This window comes from Pseudomonas koreensis, assembly GCF_024169245.1.
Taxonomy (GTDB): Bacteria; Pseudomonadota; Gammaproteobacteria; order Pseudomonadales; family Pseudomonadaceae; genus Aquipseudomonas; species Aquipseudomonas koreensis_F.
On the sequence record NZ_JALJWP010000001.1, the window covers coordinates 2,115,903 to 2,142,746 of the forward strand.

At 61.5% G+C, this 26,844-nt stretch carries 24 protein-coding genes and 1 pseudogene; 16 read left to right on the plus strand and 9 right to left on the minus strand.

The window, feature by feature from the left end; all coding sequences use genetic code 11:
- Window positions 1-8 precede the first annotated feature (8 nt).
- From J2Y90_RS09475 to J2Y90_RS09485, 3 genes are read left to right on the plus strand one after another with little or no spacing between them, the layout of a single operon-like run.
- Window positions 9-578, plus strand: a complete 570-nt coding sequence (locus tag J2Y90_RS09475) for a YfiR family protein (protein WP_253498828.1) — start codon at window positions 9-11, stop codon at window positions 576-578.
- Complete coding sequence (locus tag J2Y90_RS09480; protein ID WP_253498831.1) at window positions 575-1,843, plus strand: diguanylate cyclase domain-containing protein; 1,269 nt, start codon at window positions 575-577, stop codon at window positions 1,841-1,843. The genes J2Y90_RS09475 and J2Y90_RS09480 overlap by 4 nt, the downstream gene beginning before the upstream one ends.
- A complete protein-coding gene (locus tag J2Y90_RS09485) occupies window positions 1,843-2,343 on the plus strand; it encodes an OmpA family protein (protein WP_253498834.1) in 501 nt (166 codons plus the stop codon). Before J2Y90_RS09480 ends, J2Y90_RS09485 begins: the two co-directional genes overlap by 1 nt.
- On the opposite strand, the gene J2Y90_RS09490 is transcribed toward J2Y90_RS09485, so the two are convergent.
- A complete protein-coding gene (locus tag J2Y90_RS09490) occupies window positions 2,340-3,287 on the minus strand; it encodes a LysR family transcriptional regulator (RefSeq protein ID WP_042608809.1) in 948 nt (315 codons plus the stop codon). The two genes, J2Y90_RS09485 and J2Y90_RS09490, sit on opposite strands and share 4 nt — an antisense overlap.
- A 148-nt stretch (window positions 3,288-3,435) precedes the next feature.
- Here J2Y90_RS09490 and J2Y90_RS09495 point away from each other — a divergent pair, with 148 nt between their 5' ends.
- Together J2Y90_RS09495 and mmsB are read left to right on the plus strand one after the other, a co-directional pair.
- Window positions 3,436-4,962: a CoA-acylating methylmalonate-semialdehyde dehydrogenase gene (locus J2Y90_RS09495; protein ID WP_253498837.1), complete on the plus strand. Its 1,527-nt coding sequence runs from the start codon at window positions 3,436-3,438 to the stop codon at window positions 4,960-4,962.
- A gap of 10 nt (window positions 4,963-4,972) precedes the next feature.
- The gene (gene mmsB, locus J2Y90_RS09500) at window positions 4,973-5,866 is read left to right on the plus strand and encodes a 3-hydroxyisobutyrate dehydrogenase (protein ID WP_253498838.1); all 894 of its coding nucleotides are present in this window, start codon (window positions 4,973-4,975) and stop codon (window positions 5,864-5,866) included.
- 152 nt (window positions 5,867-6,018) lie between these two features.
- Here the strand turns inward: mmsB and J2Y90_RS09505 are convergent, their stop codons facing one another.
- Window positions 6,019-6,369, minus strand: a complete 351-nt coding sequence (locus J2Y90_RS09505) for a cupin domain-containing protein (RefSeq protein ID WP_122589396.1) — start codon at window positions 6,367-6,369, stop codon at window positions 6,019-6,021.
- Between the two features lie 42 nt (window positions 6,370-6,411).
- Entirely contained in the window at window positions 6,412-7,350 is a 939-nt protein-coding gene (locus tag J2Y90_RS09510) for a LysR family transcriptional regulator (RefSeq protein ID WP_253498840.1), read from the minus strand.
- 214 nt (window positions 7,351-7,564) lie between these two features.
- Here J2Y90_RS09510 and J2Y90_RS09515 point away from each other — a divergent pair, with 214 nt between their 5' ends.
- Window positions 7,565-8,329, plus strand: a complete 765-nt coding sequence (locus tag J2Y90_RS09515) for a sulfite exporter TauE/SafE family protein (protein ID WP_253498842.1) — start codon at window positions 7,565-7,567, stop codon at window positions 8,327-8,329.
- On the opposite strand, the gene J2Y90_RS09520 is transcribed toward J2Y90_RS09515, so the two are convergent.
- Complete coding sequence (locus J2Y90_RS09520) at window positions 8,319-8,633, minus strand: putative quinol monooxygenase (RefSeq protein ID WP_253498845.1); 315 nt, start codon at window positions 8,631-8,633, stop codon at window positions 8,319-8,321. The genes J2Y90_RS09515 and J2Y90_RS09520 overlap by 11 nt on opposite strands.
- A 181-nt stretch (window positions 8,634-8,814) precedes the next feature.
- Between J2Y90_RS09520 and J2Y90_RS09525 the strand changes: the two genes are divergently transcribed.
- The 7 genes from J2Y90_RS09525 (at window position 8,815) to J2Y90_RS09560 (ending at window position 16,541) form a co-directional block, all read left to right on the plus strand.
- The gene (locus J2Y90_RS09525; RefSeq protein ID WP_253498847.1) at window positions 8,815-9,405 is read left to right on the plus strand and encodes an NAD(P)H-dependent oxidoreductase; all 591 of its coding nucleotides are present in this window, start codon (window positions 8,815-8,817) and stop codon (window positions 9,403-9,405) included.
- Window positions 9,406-9,510: 105 nt separating this feature from the next.
- Window positions 9,511-10,422 carry a LysR substrate-binding domain-containing protein gene (locus J2Y90_RS09530; RefSeq protein WP_253498849.1) on the plus strand — a complete coding sequence of 304 codons (912 nt, stop codon included), beginning with the start codon at window positions 9,511-9,513 and terminating at the stop codon, window positions 10,420-10,422.
- Between the two features lie 103 nt (window positions 10,423-10,525).
- Window positions 10,526-11,419: an NAD-dependent epimerase/dehydratase family protein gene (locus J2Y90_RS09535; protein WP_253498851.1), complete on the plus strand. Its 894-nt coding sequence runs from the start codon at window positions 10,526-10,528 to the stop codon at window positions 11,417-11,419.
- An 870-nt stretch (window positions 11,420-12,289) separates the two neighbouring features.
- Window positions 12,290-13,639, plus strand: coding sequence for a GntP family permease (locus J2Y90_RS09545; RefSeq protein WP_039759733.1), 1,350 nt, complete (start codon window positions 12,290-12,292; stop codon window positions 13,637-13,639).
- 16 nt (window positions 13,640-13,655) lie between these two features.
- Window positions 13,656-14,516 (plus strand): MurR/RpiR family transcriptional regulator, encoded by an 861-nt coding sequence (locus tag J2Y90_RS09550; RefSeq protein WP_253498853.1) that lies wholly within the window; start codon window positions 13,656-13,658, stop codon window positions 14,514-14,516.
- 1 nt (window position 14,517) lies between these two features.
- Window positions 14,518-15,975, plus strand: a complete 1,458-nt coding sequence (locus tag J2Y90_RS09555; protein ID WP_253498855.1) for an N-acyl-D-amino-acid deacylase family protein — start codon at window positions 14,518-14,520, stop codon at window positions 15,973-15,975.
- Between the two features lie 197 nt (window positions 15,976-16,172).
- Window positions 16,173-16,541, plus strand: a complete 369-nt coding sequence (locus tag J2Y90_RS09560; protein ID WP_039759638.1) for a glyoxalase superfamily protein — start codon at window positions 16,173-16,175, stop codon at window positions 16,539-16,541.
- A gap of 280 nt (window positions 16,542-16,821) precedes the next feature.
- On the opposite strand, the gene J2Y90_RS09565 is transcribed toward J2Y90_RS09560, so the two are convergent.
- Window positions 16,822-17,187: a DUF6124 family protein gene (locus J2Y90_RS09565; protein ID WP_253498857.1), complete on the minus strand. Its 366-nt coding sequence runs from the start codon at window positions 17,185-17,187 to the stop codon at window positions 16,822-16,824.
- Window positions 17,188-17,663: 476 nt separating this feature from the next.
- Window positions 17,664-18,680, minus strand: a complete 1,017-nt coding sequence (gene gliR, locus J2Y90_RS09570) for an AraC family transcriptional regulator GliR (RefSeq protein ID WP_253498859.1) — start codon at window positions 18,678-18,680, stop codon at window positions 17,664-17,666.
- Between the two features lie 188 nt (window positions 18,681-18,868).
- Here gliR and J2Y90_RS09575 point away from each other — a divergent pair, with 188 nt between their 5' ends.
- Genes J2Y90_RS09575 through J2Y90_RS09585 form a run of 3 tightly spaced genes read left to right on the plus strand, consistent with a single transcriptional unit; the run spans window position 18,869 to window position 23,612 of the window.
- Window positions 18,869-20,473: an FAD-binding oxidoreductase gene (locus J2Y90_RS09575; protein WP_253498861.1), complete on the plus strand. Its 1,605-nt coding sequence runs from the start codon at window positions 18,869-18,871 to the stop codon at window positions 20,471-20,473.
- Entirely contained in the window at window positions 20,470-22,065 is a 1,596-nt protein-coding gene (locus tag J2Y90_RS09580) for a glycerol-3-phosphate dehydrogenase/oxidase (protein ID WP_253498863.1), read from the plus strand. Before J2Y90_RS09575 ends, J2Y90_RS09580 begins: the two co-directional genes overlap by 4 nt.
- The gene (locus J2Y90_RS09585) at window positions 22,062-23,612 is read left to right on the plus strand and encodes an FGGY-family carbohydrate kinase (protein WP_253498866.1); all 1,551 of its coding nucleotides are present in this window, start codon (window positions 22,062-22,064) and stop codon (window positions 23,610-23,612) included. The genes J2Y90_RS09580 and J2Y90_RS09585 overlap by 4 nt, the downstream gene beginning before the upstream one ends.
- A 479-nt stretch (window positions 23,613-24,091) precedes the next feature.
- On the opposite strand, the gene J2Y90_RS26730 is transcribed toward J2Y90_RS09585, so the two are convergent.
- From J2Y90_RS26730 to J2Y90_RS09595, 3 genes and pseudogenes are all read right to left on the minus strand, one after another.
- Window positions 24,092-24,955, minus strand: a complete 864-nt coding sequence (locus tag J2Y90_RS26730) for a methyl-accepting chemotaxis protein (protein ID WP_437180697.1) — start codon at window positions 24,953-24,955, stop codon at window positions 24,092-24,094.
- Window positions 24,956-24,997: 42 nt separating this feature from the next.
- Window positions 24,998-26,011 (minus strand): annotated as a pseudogene (locus J2Y90_RS26735) (methyl-accepting chemotaxis protein); the annotation flags it as partial.
- Window positions 26,012-26,158: 147 nt separating this feature from the next.
- Window positions 26,159-26,746 (minus strand): GNAT family N-acetyltransferase, encoded by a 588-nt coding sequence (locus J2Y90_RS09595; RefSeq protein WP_253498872.1) that lies wholly within the window; start codon window positions 26,744-26,746, stop codon window positions 26,159-26,161.
- Window positions 26,747-26,844: the final 98 nt, after the last annotated feature.

Below are 26,844 nucleotides of genomic sequence, written 5' to 3' on the forward strand. Positions count from 1 at the left end.
ATCCCTGCATGAAGGTCGCCGTCCGGACGACAGAGCGTGTGGTTGCCTGCCAGCGCGCCTTGCTGATCGTTTTGCTCTGGTTGTTGACGGGTATTGCCATCGCACAAGCGCAAACCGGGCCGGCCGAGCAACGGGCCAAAGCGGTGACGCAAGTAGTCCTCGGTATCCTCAGTTATGCACGCTGGCCAGTGGAGCCAGCGCAGTTGCGCCTGTGCATCGTCGGCCCCACCGAATACACCGATGACCTGGTCAAAGGCACTACGCAAGCCAGTGGCCGGCCGGTGGCGGTGCGTCGTCTGCTGGCGAACAATCCGGCCATCGTCAGCGAGTGCGACGCGGTGTACATCGGCAAGCTCACCGCCGATGAACGCAGTCGCCTGTTCGCATCGTTGATCGGGCATCCGGTGCTGAGCATCAGCGAAGCGGACGATCAATGCACGGTCGGCAGTCTGTTTTGCCTGCGCGTCGGCGATGAGCAGGTGTCGTTCGAGGTCAATCTCGACTCAGTAGCTCGCAGCGGCGTGCGCATTCACCCCAGCGTGTTGCAGTTGTCCCGTCGCAAAGCGGCGGCGCCATGAAGCTGTTCAGCTGGAAGGCTCGCCCGACCCTGGGCTCGGTCATTGGCCGTGGGCATCTGATTGTCGCGCTGGTAGCGGTGGCGATGGCCAGTGTTTCGCTGACCTTGCTGGGCGTGCTGGCGCTGCGGGTGTATGCCGATCACAACCTGCACTTGATCGCCCGTTCGATCAGCTACACCGTCGAAGCAGCCGTCGTGTTCAACGACAAAGCGGCGGCAACCGAGGCGCTGGCAATTATCGCCGCCAGCGAGGAAGTGGCGGATGCCCGAGTGCTGGACGCGCAAGGCCAATTGATTGCGCAATGGCAGCGCGCTGAAACCGGCTTGTTCTCCGAGCTGGAAATGCGGATCGCCCGCACCATTCTGGAAAAACCGGTCAGCCTGCCGATCGAACATCAGGACCGTGAAATCGGTCGCGTCCTGCTCATCGGTCACGGCGGCAGCCTGATGCGTTTTCTGCTCAGCGGCCTGGCCGGGATTGTGCTGTGCACCGCGATCAGCGCCTGGGTCGCGCTCTATCTGGCGCGGCGGCAGTTGCGCGCGATCATCGGCCCGTTGCACAGCCTCGCCGCCGTCGCCCACGCCGCGCGCAGTGAGCGAGCGCTGGATCGGCGCGTGCCGCCGGCGCAAATCGCTGAACTGGATAATCTGGGCAATGACTTCAATGCCTTGCTCGGCGAACTCGAGTCGTGGCAAACCCATCTGCAAAACGAAAACGAAACTCTCGCTCACCAAGCGACCCACGACAGCCTCACCGGTTTGCCCAACCGCGCGTTTTTCGAAGGCCGATTGATCCGCGCCTTGCGCAACGGCAAAAAACACGATGAGCGGGTCGCCGTGCTGTTTCTCGACAGCGACCGCTTCAAAGGCATCAACGATAACTTCGGCCACGCCTCGGGCGACGCAGTGCTGGTGGCCATCGCCAATCGCGTGCGAGCGCAATTGCGCGAGGATGATCTGGTCGCGCGGCTGGGTGGCGACGAGTTCGCCGTGCTGCTCGCGCCGCTGCACACGGTCGAAGACGCTGAGCACATCGCTGACAAGATTCTCGCCAGCATGGACATGCCGATCACCCTGCCCGGCGACAGCAGTGTGGTGACCTCGCTCAGTATCGGCATCGCCGTCTACCCCGATCATGGTGCCACGCCGGGCACCTTGCTCAACGCAGCCGACGCGGCGATGTACCAGGCCAAGCGCCTGTCGCGCGGTGCGCAATTCACGGCCGGGTCGGAGCACCCGGTCGATTCCGTTCACACGAGGAGCTGATGTTCGTGTTCACATTTCCCGTTCGACTTTTTTCCGCATTGCTGTTGCTTGTCGCGCTGACCCTGAGCGGTTGCCAGACCGCCCCGCAAAAGGGCCTGACACCGGCGCAGGTCGCTGTGCTCAAACAGCAGGGTTTCGAGTTGACCGACGATGGCTGGGAGTTCGGCCTGTCGGGCAAAGTGTTGTTTGGCAGCGATGTCGAAAGCCTGAACGCGTCCAGTACGGAAATCGTCGAACGCATCGGCAAGGCACTGCTCGGCGTGGGTATCGAGCGGGTGCGCGTCGATGGCCACACCGATGCGTCTGGCAAGGAAACCTACAATCAGCAATTGTCCCTGCGTCGGGCCAAGAGCGTCGCCAACGTCCTCGGCACGGTCGGCATGAAGCAGGAAAACATCCAGCTGCAAGGCCTTGGCAGTAGCGAACCGGTAGCCTCCAACGACACCGCAGCGGGGCGTACGGAAAACCGCCGGGTGTCGATTGTGGTCAGCGCCGATTAATCGGCAAAGCGCATCTCCCGCGTTTCCCCCATCAACAACGCCTGATTACGCTCAGTCACCTCGCGAATGTAATCCCACAACAACGTAATCCGCTTCAACTTCCTCAGATCCTCCCGGCAGTACATCCAGAACTGCCGGGTAATGTCGACTTCCTCCGGCAACACCGGCAGCAAACGCGGGTCCTGGGCGGCGAGGAAGCACGGCAGGATCGCCAGCGAGCGACCCTGCTGCGCGGCGACGTATTGAGCGATCACGCTGGTGCTGCGCAAATGTGCGCTGGCGCCGGGCAGGACGTTGGCCAGGTAGAGCAGCTCTGAGCTGAACGCCAGGTCGTCCACGTAACTGATGAATTGATGCTTGCTCAAGTCTGCCGGGCGGCGGATCGGTGGGTGTTTGTCGAGATAATCCTGGGTTGCGTACAGCTGTAAACGGTAGTCGCAGAGTTTGCAGCAGACGTACGGCCCGTGCTCCGGCCGCTCGAGGGCAATGACGATGTCGGCCTCGCGCTTGGACAGGCTGATGAAGTGCGGCAGCGGTAGAATGTCCACCGAGATCGCCGGGTAGGCGTCGACGAAATGGCTCAGTTGCGGGGTGATGAAAAAACTGCCGAAGCCTTCAGTGCAGCCCATGCGCACGTGCCCGGAGAGGGCCACGCCCGAGCCGGAAACCTGCTCGCAAGCCATGTGCAATGTGCTTTCGATCGACTCGGCATAACCGAGCAAACGCTGGCCTTCGGTGGTCAGGACGAAGCCGCTGGTGCGGGATTTCTCGAACAGTAATGTGCCGAGCGCCGCTTCCAGCGAACTGATCCGTCGCGACACCGTGGTGTAGTCGACGGCCAGGCGTTTGGCAGCGGTGCTGGCCTTGCGGGTGCGGGCGACTTCGAGGAAAAACTTCAGGTCGTCCCAGTTCAGCGAGCCTAACGAGGTGATGTTTTTTTGCATGATGGACGGGCTTATATGTGCGTTCTTATTAGAAGTTTGCACATCTATACTCCAAAAACCGTCCGACAACCATTCTGGACACACGCCTCATCTCAAGGCGAACCTCTCGCCTTGGCTCCTACGATAAAAACAAGTTCTGGAGACCAGCATGAACGCATCGCTTACGCCCAATGACACCACGCTGCAAAAGGTCAAACTGCTGATCGATGGCGAATGGGTCGAGTCGCAGACCACCGAGTGGCACGACATCGTCAACCCGGCCACCCAGCAAGTGCTGGCCAGGGTTCCGTTCGCCACCGCCGCTGAGGTCGATGCGGCTGTCAGCGCCGCCCAGCGTGCCTTCCAGACCTGGAAACTGACCCCGATCGGCGCGCGGATGCGCATCATGCTCAAGCTGCAAGCGCTGATTCGCGAACACTCCAAACGCATCGCCGTGGTCCTCAGCGCCGAACAGGGCAAGACCATTGCTGATGCCGAGGGCGATATTTTCCGTGGCCTCGAAGTGGTCGAGCACGCTTGCTCGATCGGCACCCTGCAAATGGGCGAGTTCGCCGAAAACGTCGCCGGCGGTGTCGACACCTACACCCTGCGCCAGCCGATCGGCGTCTGCGCCGGCATCACCCCGTTCAACTTCCCGGCGATGATTCCGCTGTGGATGTTCCCGATGGCGATCGCCTGCGGCAACACCTTCGTGCTCAAGCCTTCGGAGCAGGATCCGCTGTCGACCATGTTGCTGGTGGAGCTGGCGATCGAAGCGGGCGTCCCTGCTGGCGTGCTCAACGTGGTCCACGGCGGCAAGGATGTGGTCGATGGTCTGTGCACGCACAAAGACATCAAAGCCGTGTCGTTCGTCGGTTCGACTGCTGTCGGCACCCACGTTTATGACTTGGCCGGCAAACACGGCAAGCGCGTGCAGTCGATGATGGGCGCAAAAAACCACGCCGTGGTACTGCCGGACGCCAATCGCGAGCAAGCGCTGAATGCCTTGGTCGGTGCCGGTTTCGGTGCCGCCGGGCAACGTTGCATGGCCACGTCGGTGGTGGTGCTGGTCGGTGCCGCAAAACAGTGGCTGCCAGACCTGAAAGCGCTGGCGCAGAAACTCAAGGTCAACGCCGGCAGCGAGCCGGGTACCGATGTCGGTCCGGTGATCTCGAAAAAAGCCAAGGCGCGGATCCTCGAACTGATCGAAAGCGGCATCAAGGAAGGTGCCAGGCTTGAACTCGATGGTCGCGACATCAGCGTGCCGGGTTACGAGCAAGGCAACTTTGTCGGCCCGACCCTGTTCTCGGGCGTCACCACCGACATGCAGATCTACACCCAGGAAATCTTCGGCCCGGTGCTGGTGGTGCTGGAAGTCGACACCCTCGATCAGGCGATTGCGCTGGTCAATGCCAACCCGTTCGGCAACGGCACTGGCCTGTTCACCCAGAGCGGTGCGGCGGCGCGCAAATTCCAGACTGAAATCGACGTCGGTCAGGTTGGCATCAACATTCCGATTCCGGTGCCGGTGCCGTTCTTCAGCTTCACCGGTTCGCGGGGCTCGAAACTCGGCGATCTCGGCCCGTACGGCAAGCAAGTGGTGCAGTTCTACACGCAGACCAAAACGGTCACGGCGCGCTGGTTCGATGACGACAGCGTCAATGACGGCGTGAACACCACCATCAACCTGCGCTGAGGATTCGATGATGAAAATCGCATTTATCGGGCTGGGCAACATGGGCGCACCGATGGCGCGCAACCTGATCAAGGCCGGCCACTCGCTGAACCTGGTCGACCTGAACAAAACCGTGCTGGCGGAACTGGAACAGCTCGGTGGCACCATTCGCGCTTCGGCGCGCGAGGCGGCGGAGGATGCCGAATTGGTGATCACCATGCTCCCGGCCGCTGTGCACGTGCGCAGTGTCTGGCTGGGTGAAGAGGGCGTGCTCGCCGGCATTCGCCAAGGCGTGCCGGCGGTGGATTGCAGCACGATCGATCCGCAGACCGCCCGCGACGTCGCAGCGGCTGCCGCGAAGCAAGGCGTGGCGATGGCCGATGCGCCGGTCTCCGGCGGAACTGGCGGTGCGACGGCCGGGACCCTGACCTTCATGGTCGGCGCCACCCCGGAACTGTTCGCGATCCTGCAACCGGTGCTGGCGCAGATGGGCCGCAACATCGTGCATTGCGGTGAAGTCGGCACCGGCCAGATCGCCAAGATCTGCAACAACCTGCTGCTGGCGATCTCGATGGTCGGCGTCAGTGAGGCGATGGCGTTGGGCGATGCGCTGGGGATCGACACCGGCGTGCTGGCCGGGATCATCAACAGCTCGACCGGGCGTTGCTGGAGTTCGGAGATGTACAACCCGTGGCCGGGCATCGTCGAAACGGCGCCGGCCTCGCGTGGTTACACGGGAGGTTTTGGTGCGGAACTGATGCTCAAGGATCTTGGGCTGGCGACGGAAGCGGCGCGGCAAGCGCACCAACCGGTTGTGCTCGGCGCGGTGGCGCAGCAGTTGTATCAGGCGATGAGCCAGCGCGGTGATGGCGGGAAAGATTTCTCGGCGATCATCAACAGCTATCGCAAACCGCAGTCATTGTAGGAGTGAGCCTGCTCGCGATGGCGGCTTCAGCTTCAGCACAGAAATAACTGACAGTCCGCTTCGCGAGCAAGCTCGCTCCCACAGGGGATTAGTGGTGTAACAGATCTTATTTGCCGGGAAATCACGTCGGGTGATTTCCCGGCTTTTTTGCATCAGGCGAAGACGAAATACTTGCGCACGGTCTCGACCACTTCCCAAGTGCCTTTCATGCCCGGCTCAACCACGAAGATATCGCCGGCACGCAGGTGAATCGGCGCCATGCCGTCCGGGGTGATCACGCAGTAGCCTTCCTGGAAATGGCAGTATTCCCATTTCACATACTCGACGCGCCACTTGCCCGGCGTGCAGATCCACGTGCCCATGATCTTGCTGCCGTCTTCGCTGGTGTAGGCGTTGAGGTTGACGGTGTGCGGGTCGCCTTCGAGTTTTTCCCACTTGCAGGCATCGAGCACTGGCAGCGGGTGAGTGTCGCGCAGAACGGTGATAGGGGCGGTCGCGGTCATGAGGGACTCCGGGCAAGTGGACTTGAGAATTGAAGTCGCACCCTATAGCGGCCGGTTGTCGCTCAGTTGTCTGGGGTCGACATCGGAGTGCTCAGAAACGCGCGTAGCGGTGAGCGCTTGCAACAACGCCTGGGCATAACCCGGCAGCGCGGCGAAATCTCTGGCACAAAGCAATAACCTACGGCGCGCCCACGGCTCATTCAGAGTGGCGCACTTGAACCGTTCGACTCTCGCGCGTTCGACAGCGGCCAACGGCACGATGGCCAGTCCGGCGCCTCGGGCGACCATGCGCATCGCCCCATCAAAGCCATCGGCGCGAATGCGCACCTGCATCCGTGCGCCGCTGTGCAGCGCCTGTTCTTCCAGATAGATCGCCAGTGCGCTGTCGGCACTCAGTCCGACAAAGTCATGCTGCAACGCGTCGCTGAAACTGACCTCGGCGGCGTCAGACAGCGGGTGATCGAGCGGCAGAATCAGCACCAGCGGATCGTCGCGAAAAGCCTGAGTCTGTAGGCCGTTGCTGTCGACCGCGTCGGAGACGATGCCCAGATCCGCTGCGCCTTCCCGCAAGGCATGGGTGATCCGCGCGCTAGGCAGTTCCTGCAGATCGATATCGAGATTGCGATGGTTGCGCAGAAAATCCCCGAGCACTTCCGGCAGATATTCGGTGATCGCCGTGGTGTTGCACAACAGCCGTACTTGGCCTTTGACGCCTTGCGCATAGTCGGCGAGATCCTGTTGCATGTGTTCGGCTTGTTGCAAAAGGACGCGCGCGTGGCGGGCGAGGGCTTTGCCGGCGGGCGTTGGCGTGACGCCACGCCGACCGCGCTCAAGGAATTCGGCGCCCAGCGAGGCTTCCATCGCGCGGATTCTGGCGCTGGCGGCGGCGAGGGATAAATGACTGCGCAAGGCACCGGCGGTGATGTTGCCGGTGTCGAGGATATGCAGGTAGAGGCGCAGGTCGGTGAGGTCGAAGTGCATGGGGTTTGCCTCTGCTTTTGGGGTGTCTGGGCTGGCCTCATCGCGAGCAGGCTCACTCCTACAAGGGATCTGCTGCGAACACAAAACTGTAGGAGTGAGCCTGCTCGCGATAGGGCCAGATGACCTGATAAAAATATCAGCCTCTTGTTCTGGAAGAGGCAGCCTCAGTATATGGCAGATTTTCACCCGCTCCGGATCAGCGCACATTACCCCAATGCACACGCTAACCGACTTCTACCAAACCCTCGGCCTGACCCTTTCGCTGCTGGTCGTCGCCACCTTTCTCCTCGCCGGCATGGTCAAAGGCGTCATCGGCCTCGGCCTGCCCACCGTTGCCATGGGCCTGCTCGGTCTGGCTATGGCGCCGGCGCAGGCAGCGGCGCTATTGATCATCCCCGCGACCCTGACCAATCTCTGGCAACTGGCCTTCGGCGGTCATCTGCAAGGATTGATCAAACGCCTCTGGCCCATGCTGCTAATGATCTTTCTCGGCACCGGCATCGGCACCCTGTGCATTGGCATGTCCGGTGGGCACTGGGTCGTGCGCGGACTGGGTGCGGCGCTGTTGCTGTATGCATTGAGCGGACTGTTTCTGCCGACGCTGCACGTCAACCCGCGTCATGAGCGCTGGCTCGGCACGCTGTGTGGCCTGATCACCGGCGTCATCACCTCCGCCACCGGCGTCTTCGTGATTCCGGCGGTGCCGTACCTGCAAGCACTGGGGCTGAGCCGCGATGAACTGGTGCAGGCGCTCGGTTTGTCGTTCACCGTTTCGACCCTGGCGCTGGCGCTCGGGCTGCTCTGGCACGGCGAACTTGGCGGTGGCGAATTGACCGCTTCGCTGCTGGCGCTGATCCCCGCCATGCTCGGCATGTGGCTCGGCCAATGGTTGCGTCAGCGCATCAGTGCGGCGCTGTTCAAGCGGGTGTTCTTTATCGGACTGGGCGCGCTCGGCGCCCATTTGCTGATCAGCGGCTAGCCGACGATTCGCTGAGCATGTCGATCGGGCGGATATCGAAATCGCGTTCCAGATACTCCATGCGTTTGGCGAAAAACTCTTTCATGTGCGGCAACGCCGAATGCACATCCAGATCTGCCTGGCTTGCCCAGATTTCGTAGAAGATAAACAGCGTCGGATCCTGCTTGTCGCGCAGCATGTGGTACTCGATGCAGCCCGGTTCGGCGCGGCTCGGCTCGACGTAGGCGCGAAACAGCGCTTCGAACTCGGCGGCTTTTTCCGGGCGGGTCTTGGCGTGCAGGATGAAACCCTGGCGTTCACTCATCACAACTTCCTCGAATGCAGAAAGCGCCGAATGCTACGGCAACAATTGGCTATCGATTCGTGCGTTTTGCTCAAATGTATTTTGCGCAGACATGGCTGTTTCCGCGCGAGGCCGATGGTTAATCTGCCGCCATTCCATTTCCTGTTGCCACCAGCCCCAAGGGCTGCGCCGAGGTTTTCCGATGAAAAAAGTCCTGTTGCTCAATGGCAGTAAAAAATTTGCCCACTCCGATGGCCGTTACAACACCACCCTGCACGAAACCGCGCTGAGCGTGCTTGATCGTGGCGGTGTCGACGTCAAGACCACCTTCATTGATGAGGGCTACGACGTTGCTGAAGAAGTGGCGAAATTCCTTTGGGCCGACGTGATCATTTATCAAATGCCGGGCTGGTGGATGGGCGCGCCGTGGACGGTGAAAAAGTACATCGACGAAGTCTTCACCGAAGGCCACGGCAGCCTCTACGCCAGCGACGGTCGCACCCGTTCCGATGCTTCGCAGAAGTACGGCAGCGGCGGTCTGATTCAGGGCAAGCAATACATGCTGTCGCTGACCTGGAACGCGCCGCAGCAAGCCTTCGATGACCCTTCGGATTTCTTCGAAGCCAAAGGCGTGGACGCGGTGTACTTCCCGTTCCACAAGGCCAACGAATTCCTTGGCATGACGGCGTTGCCGACCTTCCTCTGCGTCGACGTAATGAAGCGTCCGAATATCGAGAATGATGTGGTGCGCTATGAGCAGCATCTGACTGAGGTGTTTGGCCTCAAGGCTTGAGGCTTTCAGGCTAATATCGGGGTCACAGCAAAAGATCGCAGCCTTCGGCAGCTCCTACGGGGGCATGGCGACTGGCTGCGGTCGGCGATTCCAGCGAGGACACCCGTGAAAGCCAGATCCGATGAGTTGCAGATTTTCGTCTGCGTGATCGAATGCGGTTCGATTTCCGCCGCCGCCGAGCAGGTAGGGCAGACGCCGTCGGCGGTGAGTCGCACGCTGTCGAAGCTCGAAGCCAAACTCGACACCACGCTGATCAACCGCACCACGCGGCGCATGGACCTGACCGAGGAGGGCAAGTATTTCTTCGAACAGGCCAAGCTGATTCTCGATCAGATGGATCAACTCGAAGAACGCCTGTCCTCGCGCCAGCAAACCCCGTCCGGGCGCCTGCGCATCAACGCCGCCTCGCCGTTCATGCTCCACGCCATCGTCCCCTACATCGACGAATTCCGGCAGTTGTATCCGGACATCCAGCTCGAACTCAACAGCAATGACCTGATCATTGACCTGCTGGAACAAAGCACCGACGTCGCCATTCGCATCGGCACCCTCGCCGATTCGACGTTGCATGCGCGTTCGCTCGGCTGCAGTCCGTTGCTGATTGTTGCCAGCCCGGCCTATCTGAAAAAGCATGGTGCGCCACGGCAGGTCGCAGACTTGAGTGAACACACGCTGCTCGGCTTCACCCAGAACGAAGGCCTCAACCAATGGCCGCTGCGCTATGTGCACGGCGATCGCTGGCCGATCACCCCGGCGATCAGCGCCTCCAGCGGCGAGACCGTGCGTCATTTGGTGCTGGAAGGGCAGGGCATCGCTTGCCTGTCGCACTTCATGACCATCGAAGATATTCGCGCCGGACGCCTGAAAGTCCTGCTCGGCGAATTCAACAGCGGCTACCGTCAGCCGATCAACGCCGTGTACTACCGCAACTCGCAACTGGCATTGCGCATCCAGTGCTTCCTCGACTTTATCCAAGGCAAACTCGCCGCCTACGCCAGCGCCGAATTCAACGGCTGATTCGTGATCCCTGCGCAAGAGTGAATTGGCCTAGGGCGGGTTTTTCGCCGGAGTTCATCGACCGATACTCGATTCATCAATTACTCACGCAGGGAGTTACTCCATGAATGTTTTCGTTACCGGCGCGGCCGGTTTTATCGGCGGATCCATCGCCACCGGTCTGGTTCAGGCCGGGCACAAGGTTTCTGGTTTGGTGCGCAGCGCGGAGCAGGCAGACGAGCTCAAGGCGCTGGGCATGAACGCAGTAATCGGCACCCTCGATGACAGCCAATTGCTGGCGGAACAGGCCCGTGCTGCCGATGCGGTGATTAACGCTGCCAGCAGTGATCATCGCGGCGCGGTTGAAGCGTTGCTCGACGCTTTGCGCGGCTCGAATAAAGTCTTTCTGCACACCAGCGGTTCGAGCATCGTCGGCGATGCGTCCGGCGGCAAATCCAGCGACGTCATTTATTACGAAGACAACCTGCCGGAACCGACCGTCGATAAAGCCGATCGCGTGGCCATCGACAACCTGGTGCTCGCGGCGGCGAAGGATGGGGTGAACTCGGCGGTGATCTGCAACACCTTGATTTACGGCCACAGCCTGGGCGTCAAACGCGACAGCGTGCAACTGCCGCGACTGCTGAAACAGTCGCGCAAAAGCGGCGTGGTGCGCCACGTTGGCAGCGGCCAGAACATCTGGTCCAACGTGCACATCGAAGACGTCGTCGCCCTGTATCTGCTGGCGCTGACCAGGAATGTGCCGGGCACTTTCTACTTCGTTGAAAGCGGCGAAGCCTCGTTCATCGACATGACCACCGCCATGGCCGAAGCCCTGAACCTGGGCAAACCGCAAGACTGGCCACTGCAAGACGCCGAGGCCGAATGGGGCTATGAAATGGCCAACTACGGCCTCGGCTCCAACAGCCGCGTACGCGGCAAACACGCCCGCGAACTGCTGGGCTGGACGCCGAAGCGCACATCGGTGGTGGAATGGATTCGTAACGAAATGGTGTGAGTCCAGTGCACACCGAGTGAAGCCATTCGCGAGCAGGTGACCGCGTTCTGTCTGGAGGAATGCGATCAAAAACTGTGGGAGCGAGCTTGCTCGCGATAGCGCTGTGTCAGTCAAATAATCCTGTTTTGACCCACCGCAATCGCGAGCAGGCTCACTCCTACAGGTTGACCGTGTTCTGCCTGGAGGAATGCGATCAAAAACTGTGGGAGCGAGCTTGCTCGCGAATGCGGTGGGTCAGTCAATGAAGATGTTGAATGTGACGCCGCCTTCGCGAGCAGGCTCGCTCCCACAGGTTGAATTGCGATGTAGCTGGAGGAATGCGATCAAAAACTGTGGGAGCGAGCTTGCTCGCGAATCCGGTGGGTCAGTCAATGAAGATGTTGAATGTGACGCCGCCTTCGCGAGCAGGCTCGCTCCCACAGGTTGATTGCGAAGTAGCTGAAGGAATGCGATCAAAAACTGTGGGAGCGAGCTTGCTCGCGATAGCGTCGTGTCAGTCAAATGATACTGTTTTGACACACCGCAATCGCGAGCAGGCTCACTCCTACAGGTTGGCCGTGTTCTGCCTGGAGGAATGCGATCATAAACTGTGGGAGCGAGCCTGCTCGCGAATGCGGTGGGTCAATCAATGAAGATGTTGAATGTGAAGCCGTCTTCGCGAGCAAGCTCGCTCCCACAGGTTTATGTGGTGATCTGGAAAGGCATGAAAATCCCGCCCCGCAATTTTCATTAATCACGACAGCACATACCCACCAGCGACACACCTTGTCTCTCCACGAAAATTACTTTCATGCGGTTTGAAATCTCGATCTCGAAATGATTTATGAGTTTCACAACCCATTCGAACGTGACCCTTTCGAGGAGTACCGCATGACGCCTTCCTTCGGCTATTGGCTGCTGGTTTACGCCGCCGTGGCCATCATCGCGCTGATCGTGTTGATCGCCCGTTACCGGCTCAATCCGTTCATTGTCATCACCCTGATTTCCCTGGGCCTGGCGCTAGTCGCCGGGATGCCGCCGTCGGCTGTGGTCGGTGCGTATGAGGCCGGCGTCGGCAAGACGCTGGGGCATATTGCGCTGGTGGTGGCGTTGGGGACGATGCTCGGAAAGATGATGGCCGAGTCCGGTGGCGCCGAGCAGATGGCGCGGACGCTGATCGAGAGATTCGGCGAGAAGAACGCGCACTGGGCGATGGTCTGCATTGCGTTCCTGGTCGGCTTGCCGCTGTTCTTCGAGGTCGGTTTCGTCTTGCTGGTGCCAATCGCCTTCACTGTGGCGCGGCGGGTTGGCGTGTCGATTCTGATGGTCGGTCTGCCCATGGTTGCCGGGCTCTCGGTGGTGCATGCGCTGGTGCCACCGCACCCGGCGGCGATGCTCGCGGTGCAGGCCTATCAGGCCTCGGTCGGGCAGACCTTGCTGTACGCGATCGCGATCGGCATTCCGACGGCGATCATCGCCGGCCCGCTATACGCCAAATTCATCGTGCCGCGCATTCAATTGCCGGCGGACAACCCGCTGGAAAAGCAATTTCTCGACCGCGAACCGCGCGACAAACTGCCGGGTTTCGGCATCACCATGGCGACCATTCTGCTGCCGGTGGTGCTGATGCTGATCGGCGGCTGGGCCAACCTGATTTCCACTCCCGGCAGCGCGTTCAACCAGTTCCTGTTGTTCATCGGCAACTCGGTGATCGCGCTGTTGCTGGCGACCTTGCTGAGCTTCTGGACGCTGGGCATTGCTCAGGGCTTCAACCGCGAATCGATCCTCAAGTTCACTAACGAATGCCTCGCGCCCACCGCCAGCATCACCTTGCTGGTCGGCGCTGGCGGCGGCTTGAACCGGATTCTGGTGGATGCCGGCGTCACCGATCAGATCGTCGGCCTCGCTCACGAATTTCACCTGTCGCCGCTGATCATGGGCTGGCTGTTCGCCGCGCTAATGCGTGTCGCCACCGGTTCTGCAACCGTGGCGATGACCACCGCATCAGGCGTTGTCGCGCCGGTGGCCATTGGTCTGGGTTATCCCCACCCTGAGCTTTTGGTACTGGCGACTGGCGCCGGCTCGGTTATCTTTTCCCACGTCAACGACGGCGGCTTCTGGTTGATCAAGGAATACTTCAACATGACGGTCGCGCAGACGTTCAAGACCTGGACCGTGCTTGAGACATTGATCTCGCTGGTCGCTTTCGCCCTGACCGTCGGCCTTTCCTACCTGCTGTAACCGGAGCCTGCCGCCCATGGACATCCTCTACCAGATCCGCGCCCGCCAGGATTCCTTCAGCGCCGGCGAGGGCCGCATCGCCCGGCTGATGCTCGACGATGTCGGCTTTGCCGCGAGCGCCAGCCTCGAAGACCTCGCGCAACGCGCCGAAGTCAGCACCGCTACGCTGTCGCGTTTTGCCCGCACGGTTGGCTGCCGCGACCTGCGTGACCTGCGCCTGCAACTGGCCCAGGCCAGCGGCGTGGGCAGCCGTTTTCTCGACCCGGCGGGCACGCCTGAGCAGTCGGCGTTCTACGGGCAAATCGTCGGCGACATCGAAACCACGCTGCGCCAGCATCTGGCCGGTTTCGACGAATCGCGCTTCGCCGACGCAGTGAAATTGCTCGGCCAGGCGCGGATGATTCACGCGTTCGGCATGGGCGGTTGCTCGACCCTGTGCAGCGATGAGTTGCAGGTGCGCCTGGTGCGCCTCGGTTACCCGATCGCCGTGTGTCATGACGCGGTGATGATGCGCGTCACCGCCGCCAGTTTGAATGCCGAGCAAGTGCTGATCGCCTGCTCGCTCACCGGCATCACCCCGGAGCTTCTGGAAACCGTGGAGCTGGCGCGCAACTACGGCGCGCGCATCCTCGCCATCACTCGCGGCGATTCACCACTGGCGGAACTGGCCGACGTCGTGCTGCCGCTGCAAGGCGCGGAAACCTCGTTCATCTACAAACCGACGGCGGCGCGCTACGGCATGCTGTTGGCCATCGACGTGCTCGCCACCGAGCTGGCGCTGGCCAGCCCTAAAGACAATCAAGAACGTCTGCGGCGAATCAAACTCGCCCTCGACGAATACCGTGGCGGCGACGATCACCTGCCGCTGGGAGACTGACATGCAGTACGACACCCTGATCCGCAACGCGCTGGTTATCGACGGCAGCAACACGCCCGGCTATAAGGCCGACGTGGCAATTCTTAATGGCCGCATCGAGCGCATCGGCGATCTGCCCGACGCCCGCGCCACCGAAGAAATCGACGCCGCCGGCCGGGTGCTGGCGCCGGGTTTCATCGACGTGCACACCCACGACGACACCGTGGTCATCCGCCAACCTGAAATGCTGCCCAAGCTCAGCCAGGGCGTGACCACGTTGATCGTTGGCAACTGCGGGATCAGCGCTTCGCCAGTGAGTTTGAAGGGCAATCCCCCGGACCCGATGAATCTGCTCGGCAGCGCAGCGGCGTTCGTTTATCCGCGTTTCAGCGACTACCGCGCCGCCGTCGAAGCGGCCAACACCACGCTGAACGTCGCCGCGCTGGTCGGCCACACCGCGCTGCGCAGCAATCACCTCGACGACTTGTTCCGCACTGCAACGCCCGGCGAAATCACTGCCATGCGCGAGCAGTTGCGCGACAGTCTCGAGGCTGGCGCGTTGGGTTTATCCACCGGCCTGGCCTACGCCAGCGCCTTCAACGCCTCGACCGATGAAGTCATGCAACTGACCGAAGAACTGACGGCGTTCGGCGCGGTGTACACCACCCATCTGCGCAGCGAATTCGCCCCGGTGTTGGAGGCGATGGACGAGGCGTTCCAGATCGGCCGACACGCGCAATCGCCGGTGATCATTTCCCACCTCAAATGCGCCGGCGTCGGCAACTGGGGACGCAGTCCGCAATTGCTGGCAGCGCTGGAAGAGGCGGCGAAAACCCACCCGGTCGGCTGCGATTGCTACCCGTACGCGGCGAGTTCTTCGACTTTGGATTTGAAGCAAGTCACCGACGCGCACCGCATCACCATCACCTGGTCGACACCGCACCCGGAAGTCAGCGGACGCGACCTGATCGACATTGCTGGCGAATGGAAACTGTCGCTGGAAGAAGCCGCGAAACGCCTGCAACCGGCCGGCGCGGTGTACTACGGCATGGATGAGGCCGACGTCAGAAGAATCCTCGCCCATCCGCTTTCGATGGTCGGCTCTGACGGACTGCCCGAAGACCCGTTCCCGCATCCGCGCCTGTGGGGCGCTTTCCCACGGGTGCTCGGCCATTTCAGTCGCGACGTCGGCCTGTTTCCGCTGCACACCGCCGTACACAAGATGACCGGCCTGTCGGCGGCGCGTTTTGGCTTGCAGGAAAGGGGCGAGATTCGTGAAGGACACTGGGCGGATCTGGTGTTGTTCGATCCGGCGACCGTGCGTGACGTGGCCGATTTCAACGATCCGCAGCGGGCGGCGCAGGGGATTGACGGGGTTTGGGTCAACGGCGTGTTGAGCTATTGCGACGGGCAGGCGAATGGGTGCAGGGCAGGGCGGTTTCTGGCACGTAAAGGTGATTTGCGCGAAGGGTTTTATTGATGATGATGGCGCCAAAAGATCGCAGCCTTCGGCAGCTCCTACGGAGATCGCATTCCAATGCAGGAGCTGCGGAAGGCTGCGATCTTTTGATCTGTGTCTAATAGTGGCACTGTGCAATTAAAGAAAGCCATCAACAAGCCGATTTGCTGACATCCTCCCCGTCTACACTGTGGGGCCAATCAGTCAGGGAGCACCCCATGAGCTTCGGCAAAACCACCCCGATCCTGCGGATCTTCGATGAGGCCAAGGCTGTCGAGTTCTACGTCGATTTTCTCGGTTTCAAGATCGACTGGCAGCATCGCTTCGAAGCGAATTTTCCGCTGTATCTGCAGGTGTCGCGCGGTGAGTGTGTGCTGCATTTGTCCGAGCATCACGGCGATGCCTGCCCGGGTTCGGCGCTGCGTATCGAGACCGATGAGCTGGAGGCGTTTCAGCAGCAGTTGATGGCCAAGGATTACCAGTTCTCGCACCCCCAGATTCAGGCGATGCCTTGGGGGAGTCAGGACATGACGATTGCCGATCCGTTTGGCAATCGGTTGGTGTTTACCAATGCGATCAGTCTTTGAGCTTGGCGCCTGAGATCAAAAGCCCCTCACCCTAGCCCTCTCCCGGAGGGAGAGGGGACCGATTGGGGGATGCTCGGGAGTTACGGCGACCTGAATGTGCTGTGCTGAATCCAGAATCGAACAGAATGCGTGGCGTTGAATCCATAATCGACTCGGTCTTTCAGGTCGACGGACAGCGCAAAACATCTCGGTCGGCCCCCTCTCCCTCTGGGAGAGGGCTGGGGTGAGGGCAACCCCTGACACCCCATAAAACCCGCCCGCAACGCATCCCCAAAAACCCTCAATCAGTCGGCACCAACCGATCCAGCACCCGATTCACCGCCATCTCCGCAACCATCACAATCTGCGCGATGCCCTGCAACGTCTTGCGCTGCGAGCCGTTCACCAGCCCCGCCTGATCGTTGAGCATCACCGTCGCCGACCCCAGGGTTTCGCAGGCATCGGCCAGTAGCGATTCGTTGTCGGCGTCGGGATTGGCCATGTACAGCGTGTTGGGTTTGTAGGGCGGGGCCATGAATTCGGCGCTGGATGGGCCGAGGTAATGATCGAGGGCGCGGTCGGCGGCTTCGTGGAATTTCTTGGAATCGGGGGATTCGTAGGGCGATGCCGGGTCGGTGGTTGGCGGGTTTGGGGTTACTTTGAACATATCCAGATCCTCATTTTGGCTGGCCACCGCTTCCCTACTAAAGGAAGTGGAGGCAGCTGTGCGCAGGTTAGTAGACCGGGGATCTGGGAAACCGGCGCGCCCGAGAGCGCCCTGCGCACAGCCACCATAAAGCTCAGGCGAGACCTGACTGTCTGATGAACGATGCACCCCAAATACTCCGGGCTACTAAACCCGATCACTGATAGGCAGTGACGCAATCACAGTAGCGATGAGGTCTGGGGCGCACAAGCCGGCGGATTCTGGCGCAGGCGTAGGCAGCGGCGCAAGGAATTGTGGGTGGTTTCGCGGAATACCGGGTTGATTTAAACAGCTGCGGCAAAGCTTGTTTAAGCGGTGTAGCGGCTGGCCTCATCGCGAGCAGGCTCACTCCTACAGTTGATCTTCGGTGTACGCGGATTTTGCATACGCCAAAAATCCTTGTAGGAGTGAGCCTGCTCGCGATAGGGCCGGCACATTCACCGCCGATTCCGCAACCGAAACTCCCCCGGCGGCATCCCGCGCCAGCTCTTGAATGTGCGATGAAACGAGCGCGGTTCGGTAAAGCCCAGATACTGCGCAATGTCCTGAATCGGCAACGTGCTATTAAGCAAATAGTGCTCCGCCAACTCCTGACGCAGCTCATCAAGAATCTGCTGATACGACGTCCCAACCTGCTGCAACTGCCGCTGCAAGGTGCGCACCGACACGCTGAGCTGCTCCGCCACTTGCTCCTTGCGCGGCAAGCCCTCCTTGAGCAAACCGCGCAGGATGTTTTTCACCTGCTGCGCCAGCGACGCCTCTTCCAGCGTCGCCAACAAACCCATCGCGTGTTCTTCCAGGGTTCGCAGCAATTGCGCATCGGCCTGGCGCAACGGCAACTGCAAATACGCCAGCGGCACCACCAGCGCCGAATACGCCTGATCGAACCGCACCGGGCAACCGAAAAACGCCTCGTACTCGGCCTGCGTCACCCCATCCGGCCGCGCATGCTCCAGCCATACGCAGGCCGGCGACAGCTGCGTGTCGGCGATCCAGCGCGCGTAGTGCAGCCACGAACCGAGCACGTTTTCCACCAGATGCCGACGAATCCGTGGCTGCTCGTAGCGACAATTCCAGATCAGATGCACGTGCTCGCCCTGCACCTCGGCGCGGCTGACGCCCATGTCGCCGACGAGTTTTTCGAACGGCATGATCCGGCCCATCGCATCGCCCAGCGTCGCGCAATTCATGGTGATGTAACCGAGCACGCTCCATGAATTGGGCAGGACAAAATTTGCCGCGTGCAGGCCGAACAACCCATCGCCCGAGTGCTCGCAGAAATAATCCAGCAAGCGCTCGTGAACCTCACCCGGCAGGCGCAAGGTGTTGTCGCTCAACTGCTGCGCCTGCAACCCGGCCGCCGCCAATGCAGGCTCGATGGCCATGCCCAACTGTTCGGCATGGCGCAGGTATTTGAGCAGCGGCGGAACGGAAGTGAAGCCGAGCGATGGCATGGTCGCGGTCCTTTGATCGACGGCGCGTGAGCGAATGAATGGCGCAAGGTAAGTGGATTTCCCGGCGAAAGTAAATGCCCGGACGTTTGGCGCCATTCGCTACAGGTTCTGGCCGGATGCGACCGTGACAGATCTCCAGCGCTGACTAGTATGCAAGCTTGATCCAACGGCAAAAAAAGGACACACGCATGCGACGCTGGAACGGCTGGGGAGAGGCGGGCACGGTGGTCGAACTGCCGGCCCAGGGCGCGACATTTCTCCACGAACGCTTGGGCGCCGGCCGCGCGCTGCCCGATGCGACGTTGGCAGCGGCATTGGCGCAGGTGCCGACCTCGCGTCTGGTGCCGCATCGCTTGTACAGCGTCGACACTCACGATCGCCTGCTGCACGCGCGCGGCCAGAGCCTGCCGGACTGGCTGGCGTTGCGCGAAGGCGCGCTGGGCACGTATCCCGATGCCGTGGCGTTTCCGGAAACCGCCGAGCAGATCCGCCAATTGCTGGCGCTCGCCCATGATCAGGATTTATGCCTGATTCCCTACGGCGGCGGCACGTCAGTGGCCGGGCACATCAATCCACCGACGTCCACGCGCCCGGTGCTGACGGTGTCGCTGGGGCGGATGAATCGCCTGACCGACCTCGACGAACAAAGCCTGCTGGCGACATTCGGCCCCGGCGCCAGCGGGCCGCAAGTCGAAAGCCAGTTGCGTGCGCGCGGCTACACGCTGGGGCATTTTCCGCAGTCGTGGGAGCTGTCGACGCTGGGCGGTTGGGTGGCCAGTCGCTCCAGCGGCCAGCAGTCGTTGCGCTACGGGCGGATCGAGCAGTTGTTCGCTGGCGGCACCCTGGAAACCTTCGCCGGGCCTTTGCAGATTCCGACGTTCCCGGCGTCGGCCGCCGGCCCGGATCTGCGTGAAGTGGTGCTCGGGTGCGAAGGCCGTTTCGGGATCATTTCGGAGGTCAAGGTGCGGGTCAGTGCGTTGCCCGCAGACGAACGTTTTTACGGCGTGTTTCTGCCCGATTGGCCGCAGGCGCTGCAAGCGATCCGGCAACTGGCGCAGGCGCGCGTGCCGCTGTCGATGCTGCGCCTGTCCAACGCGGTGGAAACCGAAACGCAACTGGCGCTGGCCGGTCATCCGCAGCAGATCGCCTGGCTGGAGAAGTACCTCAAGCTGCGCGGTGCCGGCGACGGCAAATGCTTGCTGACTTTCGGCGTCACCGGCAATCGCCAGCAAAACGCACTGTCGCTGAAACACGCGCGCCAGCATCTGAAAGCGTTCGGCGGCGTGTTCACCGGCACGCTGCTGGGCAAGAAGTGGGCGCAGAACCGCTTTCGTTTTCCCTACTTGCGCGAGAACCTGTGGAACGCCGGTTACGTGGTCGACACCCTCGAAACCGCCACCGACTGGAGCAACGTCGACCACTTGCTCAGCCGGATCGAAACCAGCCTGCGCGACGCCTTGGCCGCCGAAGGCGAACGGGTGCATGTCTTCACTCACCTGTCCCACGTTTACGGCGAGGGCTCGAGCATCTACACCACCTACGTGTTTCGCCCGGCAGCGGACTATGCCGCGACGCTGGCGCGCTGGCGGGCGCTCAAACACGCGGCCAGCCAGACCATCGTCGACCACCACGGCACCATCAGTCATCAGCACGGCGTCGGCAAGGATCACGCGCCCTATCTGCTACGGGAAAAAGGCCCGCTGGCGCTGCAGACGTTGCAGGCGCTGAGCGAACATTTCGACCCGCAAGGGCGCCTCAATCCCGGCACGCTGTTGCCTGAGTCACGCCCATGAATTCCGACTGGAACGCGCAATGGCGCGAGCAGAGTCTGCCGACGCTGGCGGATGACACCTGGGACCTGATCGTCATCGGCGGCGGCATCAGCGGCGCCGGAATTGTCCGCGAAGCGGCGCGGCGGGGCTGGCGTTGTCTGCTGCTGGAGCAGCGGGATTTTGCCTGGGGCACGTCCAGCCGATCGTCGAAAATGGTCCACGGCGGTTTGCGTTACATCGCCAAGGGCCAGTGGCGCCTGACCCGCGATTCGGTGCGCGAGCGCCAGCGCCTGCTCGACGAGGCGCCGGGGCTGGTCGAGCCGATGAGTTTCATGATGCCGCACTATCGCGGCGGCTTTCCCGGGCCTCGGGTGTTGGGTGGTTTGCTGAGCGTTTACGACGCCTTGGCGGGACGGCGCAGCCATCGCTTTCATGATGCGCAACAGCTTCGATATCTGGCGCCGGGCGTGAGGGAAAACGGTTTGCTCGGCGGCAGCTGTTTTGTCGATGCACTGACCGATGATGCGCGGCTGGTGATGCGCGTATTGCGCGAGGCCCGGGCCGATGGCGCGGTGATAATCAATGCTGTGCGGGTCACGCAACTGCTGCGTGAAGGCGGGCGCGTGTGCGGGGTTCAGGTTGAGGATTGCGAGGGCGGCGCGACCCTGCAATTGCGCTCCGCTGTGTTGGCCGTGGCAACGGGTGCATGGGCCGAGCGTCTCCGTCCCGCTGACGCTGCGAAGCAGTTGCGACCGTTGCGCGGCAGTCATCTGTTGCTGCCGGGCTGGCGTCTGCCGGTGGCCCAGGCGTTCACTTTTCTGCATGAGCGCGACCGGCGTCCGGTGTTTGTTTTTCCCTGGGAAGGCGCGACGGTGGTCGGCACCACGGACCTCGATCATCGCGAGGACCTCGACCACAGCGCGCGCATCTCCAGCGAAGAACTCGACTATCTGCTCGCCGCATGCCAGCAGCAATTTCCCGGCGCCGAAGTGGGCGTCGACGACGTGCTGTCGACCTGGTCAGGCGTGCGCCCGGTGGTGGGCAGCGCGGCGGGTGCGCATCAACACAAGCCGTCCAATGAAACCCGCGAACATGTGTTGTGGCAGGAGCCGGGTTGCGTGACTTTGGCCGGCGGCAAACTGACCACGTTTCGCCCGCAAGCGATCGAAGTGCTCAAGGCGTGTGCGGCGATGCTTGGGCGATCCTTCGTTGACGACGGCGCGCCTGTGTTTGCCGCCGTGCCGCCACTGAGTATTCCAGGATTGAGCGGACATCAATGGCGGCGCCTGGCCGGGCGTCACGGTCGAGACCTGCCGAGGCTGGCGCAATTGCTCGGCGAACTCGGTCTGGAAACGGTCGGCGCCACCGACACGTTGTGGGCAGAACTGGCGTTCGCCTGCGAGGCGGAAATGATTCTGCACCTGGATGATTTGCTGCTGCGCCGTACCCGTTTGGGCCTGTTGCTGCCGCGCGGTGGCGAGGATTATTTGCCTGCGATTCGCACGCTGTGCCAGCCACGATTGGCCTGGGACGATGAGCGCTGGCAGGCGGAAATCCAGCGCTATCGTTTGCTTTGGCTGCGCGATCACGGCTTGCCGGAGATCACGCCATGAAATACCTATTGGCCATCGACAACGGCACCCAGAGCGTGCGCGCATTGCTCTTCGATCAGCAGGGCAATCTGCTCGGCAAAGGCAAAGTCGATCTGCAGGCGTACTACTCGACGCAGCCCGGTTGGGCTGAGCAGGATCCGGAGTATTACTGGGCGAAACTCGGCGAGGCCTGTCAGCAACTCTGGCAGCAGACCGGCATCGACCGTGCGCAGATTGCCGGCGTGTCCCTGACCACCCAGCGCGGCACCGTGATCAATGTCGATGCCAACGGCAAACCGCTGCGCCCGGCAATTGTCTGGCTCGATCAACGTCAGGCTGAGGTCGAGGGTGGCATCAAAGGGCCGTGGGGCTGGCTGTTCAAATTGGTCGGCGCCAAGGCAACGGTGGATTATTTTCGCGCCCAGGCCGAGGCCAACTGGATCGCCCGGCATCAGCCCGATGTGTGGGCGGCGACCGACAAGTATTTACTGCTTTCAGGCTTTCTCACCCATCGCTTGTGCGGGCGCTTCGTCGACTCCATCGGCTGTTGCGTCGGCTATCTGCCCTTCGACTTCAAACGACTGAAATGGGCGGCCCCGCGTGACTGGAAATGGCAGGCACTGGCGGTGCGCCCCGAGCAGTTGCCGACCCTGCACAAACCCGGCGAAACCCTCGGCTACATCACAGCCGAAGCCGCTCGCCACACGGGCATTCCCGAAGGCCTGCCGCTGATCGCCGCAGGCGCGGACAAGGCCTGCGAAGTGATCGGCTCCGGCGTGGTCGATGCGAGCACCGTGTGCCTGTCCTACGGCACCACCGCGACCATCACCAGCACCCGCTCACGCTACCTGGAAATCATCCCGCTGATCCCGCCGTACCCCTCGGCCGTGCCCGATCAGTACAACTGCGAAGTGATGATCTATCGCGGCTACTGGATGGTCAGCTGGTTCAAGAATCAGTTTGGCCTGCGCGAGATGCAACAGGCGAAAGCGCAGGGCATCGAACCGGAGCAACTGTTCGACGCACTGGTCGACGAAGTGCCGCCGGGCTCGATGGGCCTGATGCTGCAACCCTACTGGTCACCGGGGATTCGCGAACCGGGCGTGGAAGCCAAAGGCGCGATGATCGGCTTCGGCGACGTACACACCCGCGCGCACATCTACCGCGCGATTCTCGAAGGCCTGGCCTACGCGCTACGCCAAGGCATGGAGAACATCGAGCGACGCTCAAAGGTCTCGATCAAACGCCTGCGCGTCGCCGGCGGCGGCTCGCAAAGTGACGCCGCCATGCAACTGACCGCCAACATCTTCGGCCTGCCGGCAGAACGCCCGCATGTGTATGAAGCGTCCGGGTTGGGAGCGGCGATTTGTTGTGCGGTGGGGTTGGGATTGCACAGGGATTTTTCCACGGCCATTGCGGCGATGACTCGGGTTGGAGCGGTTTTTACACCACAGCCTGAGGCGCAAAAGGTTTATGAGCAGTTGTACAGTGAAGTGTATTTGCGGATGTATCGGCAGTTGAAACCGCTGTACCAGAGCATCCGCAAAATCACCGGCTACCCCGCGTAAAAAGCACACCACAAATCCCCTGTAGGAGTGAGCCTGCTCGCGATAGCGGTGTTTCAGTCAGCCTGTCTTTTACTGACACACCGCTATCGCGAGCAGGCTCACTCCTACAGGGATTTTCGGTGAGCTCAAAATCCGGTGAGTCACGCAAATCCAAAATGTGGGAGCGAGCTTGCTCGCGAAGGCGGAGTGTCAGGCGACGTGATTTGATTGACCCAACGCCTTCGCGAGCAAGCTCGCTCCCACAAGGGATCTGCGGTGTGCTGAAAATCCAGCGTGGCACACAAATCCAATGTGGGAGCGAGCTTGCTCGCGAATGCGGAGTGTCAGGCGACGTTGATTTGATTGACCCGACGCCTTCGCGAGCAAGCTCGCTCCCACAGGGATCTGCGGTGTGCTCAAAATCCGGTGAGTCACGCAAATCCAAAATGTAGGAGTGAGCCTGCTCGCGATTCGGTTTCAGCTACAGCGCAAAACCAAAATCAAACGCGGAAGTGGCTGACCATCTGCTGCAACTGACCACCCAACCGCGCCAGTTCAACACTCGACGCTGCCGTCTCATCACTCGCCGCTGCGGTCTGCTCGGACACGTCGCGTACGTTGATGATGCTGCGGCTGATCTCTTCGGCCACGGCGCTTTGCTGTTCAGCCGCCGCAGCGATCTGCTGGTTCATCGACTGGATGTTCGACACCGTGCGGGTGATGTTTTCCAGCGAGACACCGGCCTTGCGCGTCAGGGCGACGCTGCTGTCGGTCAGCGCACGGCTGTTATTCATCACCGCCGAAACCTGCTGGGTGCCGTTCTGCAGACCAGCGACCAGACCTTCGATTTCCTCGGTGGATTTCTGCGTGCGCTGAGCCAACCCACGCACCTCATCGGCGACCACGGCAAAACCGCGCCCGGCTTCACCGGCACGCGCGGCTTCGATCGCAGCGTTGAGCGCGAGCAGGTTGGTCTGTTCGGCGACCGCCTTGATCACGTCCATGACGCTGCCGATCTTGTCGCTTTCCTGTTGCAGCACGCTCATCGCTTCGGTCGAACGCACCACTTCGCTGGCCAGACGCTCGATCTGCGCGATGGCCTCACTCACCACCTTGTCGCCTTCACGAGCTTCGCCGTCAGCGGCGGCAGCGGCTTGCGACGCTTCCTCAGCATTGCGCGCAACTTCCTGTACCGTGGCAGTCATTTCGTGCATGGCGGTGGCGACCTGATCGGTCTCGACTTTCTGGCTGTTCACACCAGCACTGGTCTGTTCAGTTACCGCCGAGAGTTCTTCCGCGGCACTGGCAATCTGCGTGACGCCGTCGCGGATGCCGCTGATCAAGTCACGCAGGGTCACGCCCATGCGTGCGATGCCTTGCTGCAACACGCCGAGTTCGTCGCGGCGGGTGACGGTGACGTTCTGGGTCAGGTCGCCGCTGGCGATGCGCTCGACCACGGCCAGGGTTTCGCGCAACGGACGGGTGATCTGACGGGTGATGATTACGGCAGCAATCACGCCAACCAATAGCGCCAGCAACGTGCTGATCAACTGGAAGGTACGCGCCTGGGCGCTTTCGGCGTCACGGCGATCAAGCTGAATCTGGTACAGCTGCTCACTCAGGGCGACGATGGTGGTGCCCTGATCGGTCATTTCCTTACGCGCCTGCACGGCATCGGTGTTGGCGTTCTTGTACGCCATCAACGCGCTGCGATAGCTGGTCAGCGCGGTTTCCAATTGGCGCAAGGCATCCTGCTGAGTCGCGGCAAATTGCGCGTTCAACGGTTTGAGGCTGGCGATGGCCGCGTCGATCTGGCCGACGGCTTTCTGCTCGGTCTCGGCGTTGCTGGTCGCGGTGTAACCACGCACTTCATAGCGCGCGAGGATGAACGCTTCCTTCGCCGCAGTAACAGCCTGGAACTGCTCGAAACGCTGATCGCTCAACTCCATCTGCTGCACGCGCTGGCTGATCGATTCGATCAGGTTGTACGCGGTCTGAGCGTTGACGCTCATGGTGTCGCGGGCGCTGTTGCCGGTGCGATAAGCGTTGCGCATTTTGTTCAGCGAGGTCTGGTATTCAGCGATGGTCGCCGCCTGCTGCTTGAGCAGTTTGACGTTCTCCGGACTCTTGAATTTGCTGATCAACGCCTGCTGCTGCGCGGCGAAACTTTCCAGGGTGGTCTGCACATTCTGCGCGGCGGTTTCGTCGCCATTGGTCAGCATGTATTGCAGGCGCACCACGCGCAGTTTGGTCAGGCCGGCGTTGAGCTGGGTGATATCGCTCATCCAGTTGCTGCGGTCGATCAGGCCGCCGAGGCTGGTCCAGCCGGTCAGCGCCAGAATGCAGGTCAGGGCCAGCACGAGGCCGAAGCCCAGGCCGAGTTTCATGTTCACGCTGATGTTACCGAACCAGCTATTCATGCAAATCCTCCAGAAACGTTGGGTTTCTTGGTCGTCAGTTAAGCTGGAAGATTGTTGTTCTTTTGAGCCAGCAGGGGTGTTAGCAGGTCTGTATCGGCCGCAAACCCGAGAGCTGAAAGGATTTTTGTCTGACAGGTTCCGTGCAACTCAGCCCAGGCGCCGCGACCACCGCTGACCCGGCGCCTCGAACCCCGGATTGACCAGCGCCGTCAGCACATGATCCTGCCAACGCCCGGCAATGTTCAGATACGCCTTCGCATAGCCCTCACGCTCAAAACCCAAACGCTCAAGCAAACGCGCACTGCGCTCATTGCCCGGAATGTAATTGGCCATGATCCGATGCAAATTCTGCACATCGAACATATAACCAATCCCCGCCTCCAGCCCCTCCTGCATCAAACCCTGACCCTGATGCGCCTCATCGATGTGATAACCCAAATAACACGCCTGAAACGCCCCACGAATGATCCCGCTGAAATTGCACGCACCGAGCATCTGCTGACCGTCCGCGGACAGCAGCGCGAAATGCATCGCCAGGCCTGCTTCGAAGGCACTGGCCTGGTTCTCGAGGCGACGGCGGATGTTGGCGGTGGAGAAGTAATCGGTGGTGCGGATGGGCGACCAGCGCGCCAGGTGCCGCTGGTTGCGCTGGTAGAACGCGCTTTCGAGCTCGGCCTGATCGGGGGAGAGGATCGCCAGCGTCAGGCGCGGGCAGGGCAGGGATAACAGCGGCATCGAGCGCTCCTTGGCGAGGGATCTGCTGGCAGAGTCGCGCAATATGGTGGGGAGCGGCAAGATATGGAGAAGCTGAGGCGAAAAAAAGCCCGCTAGGA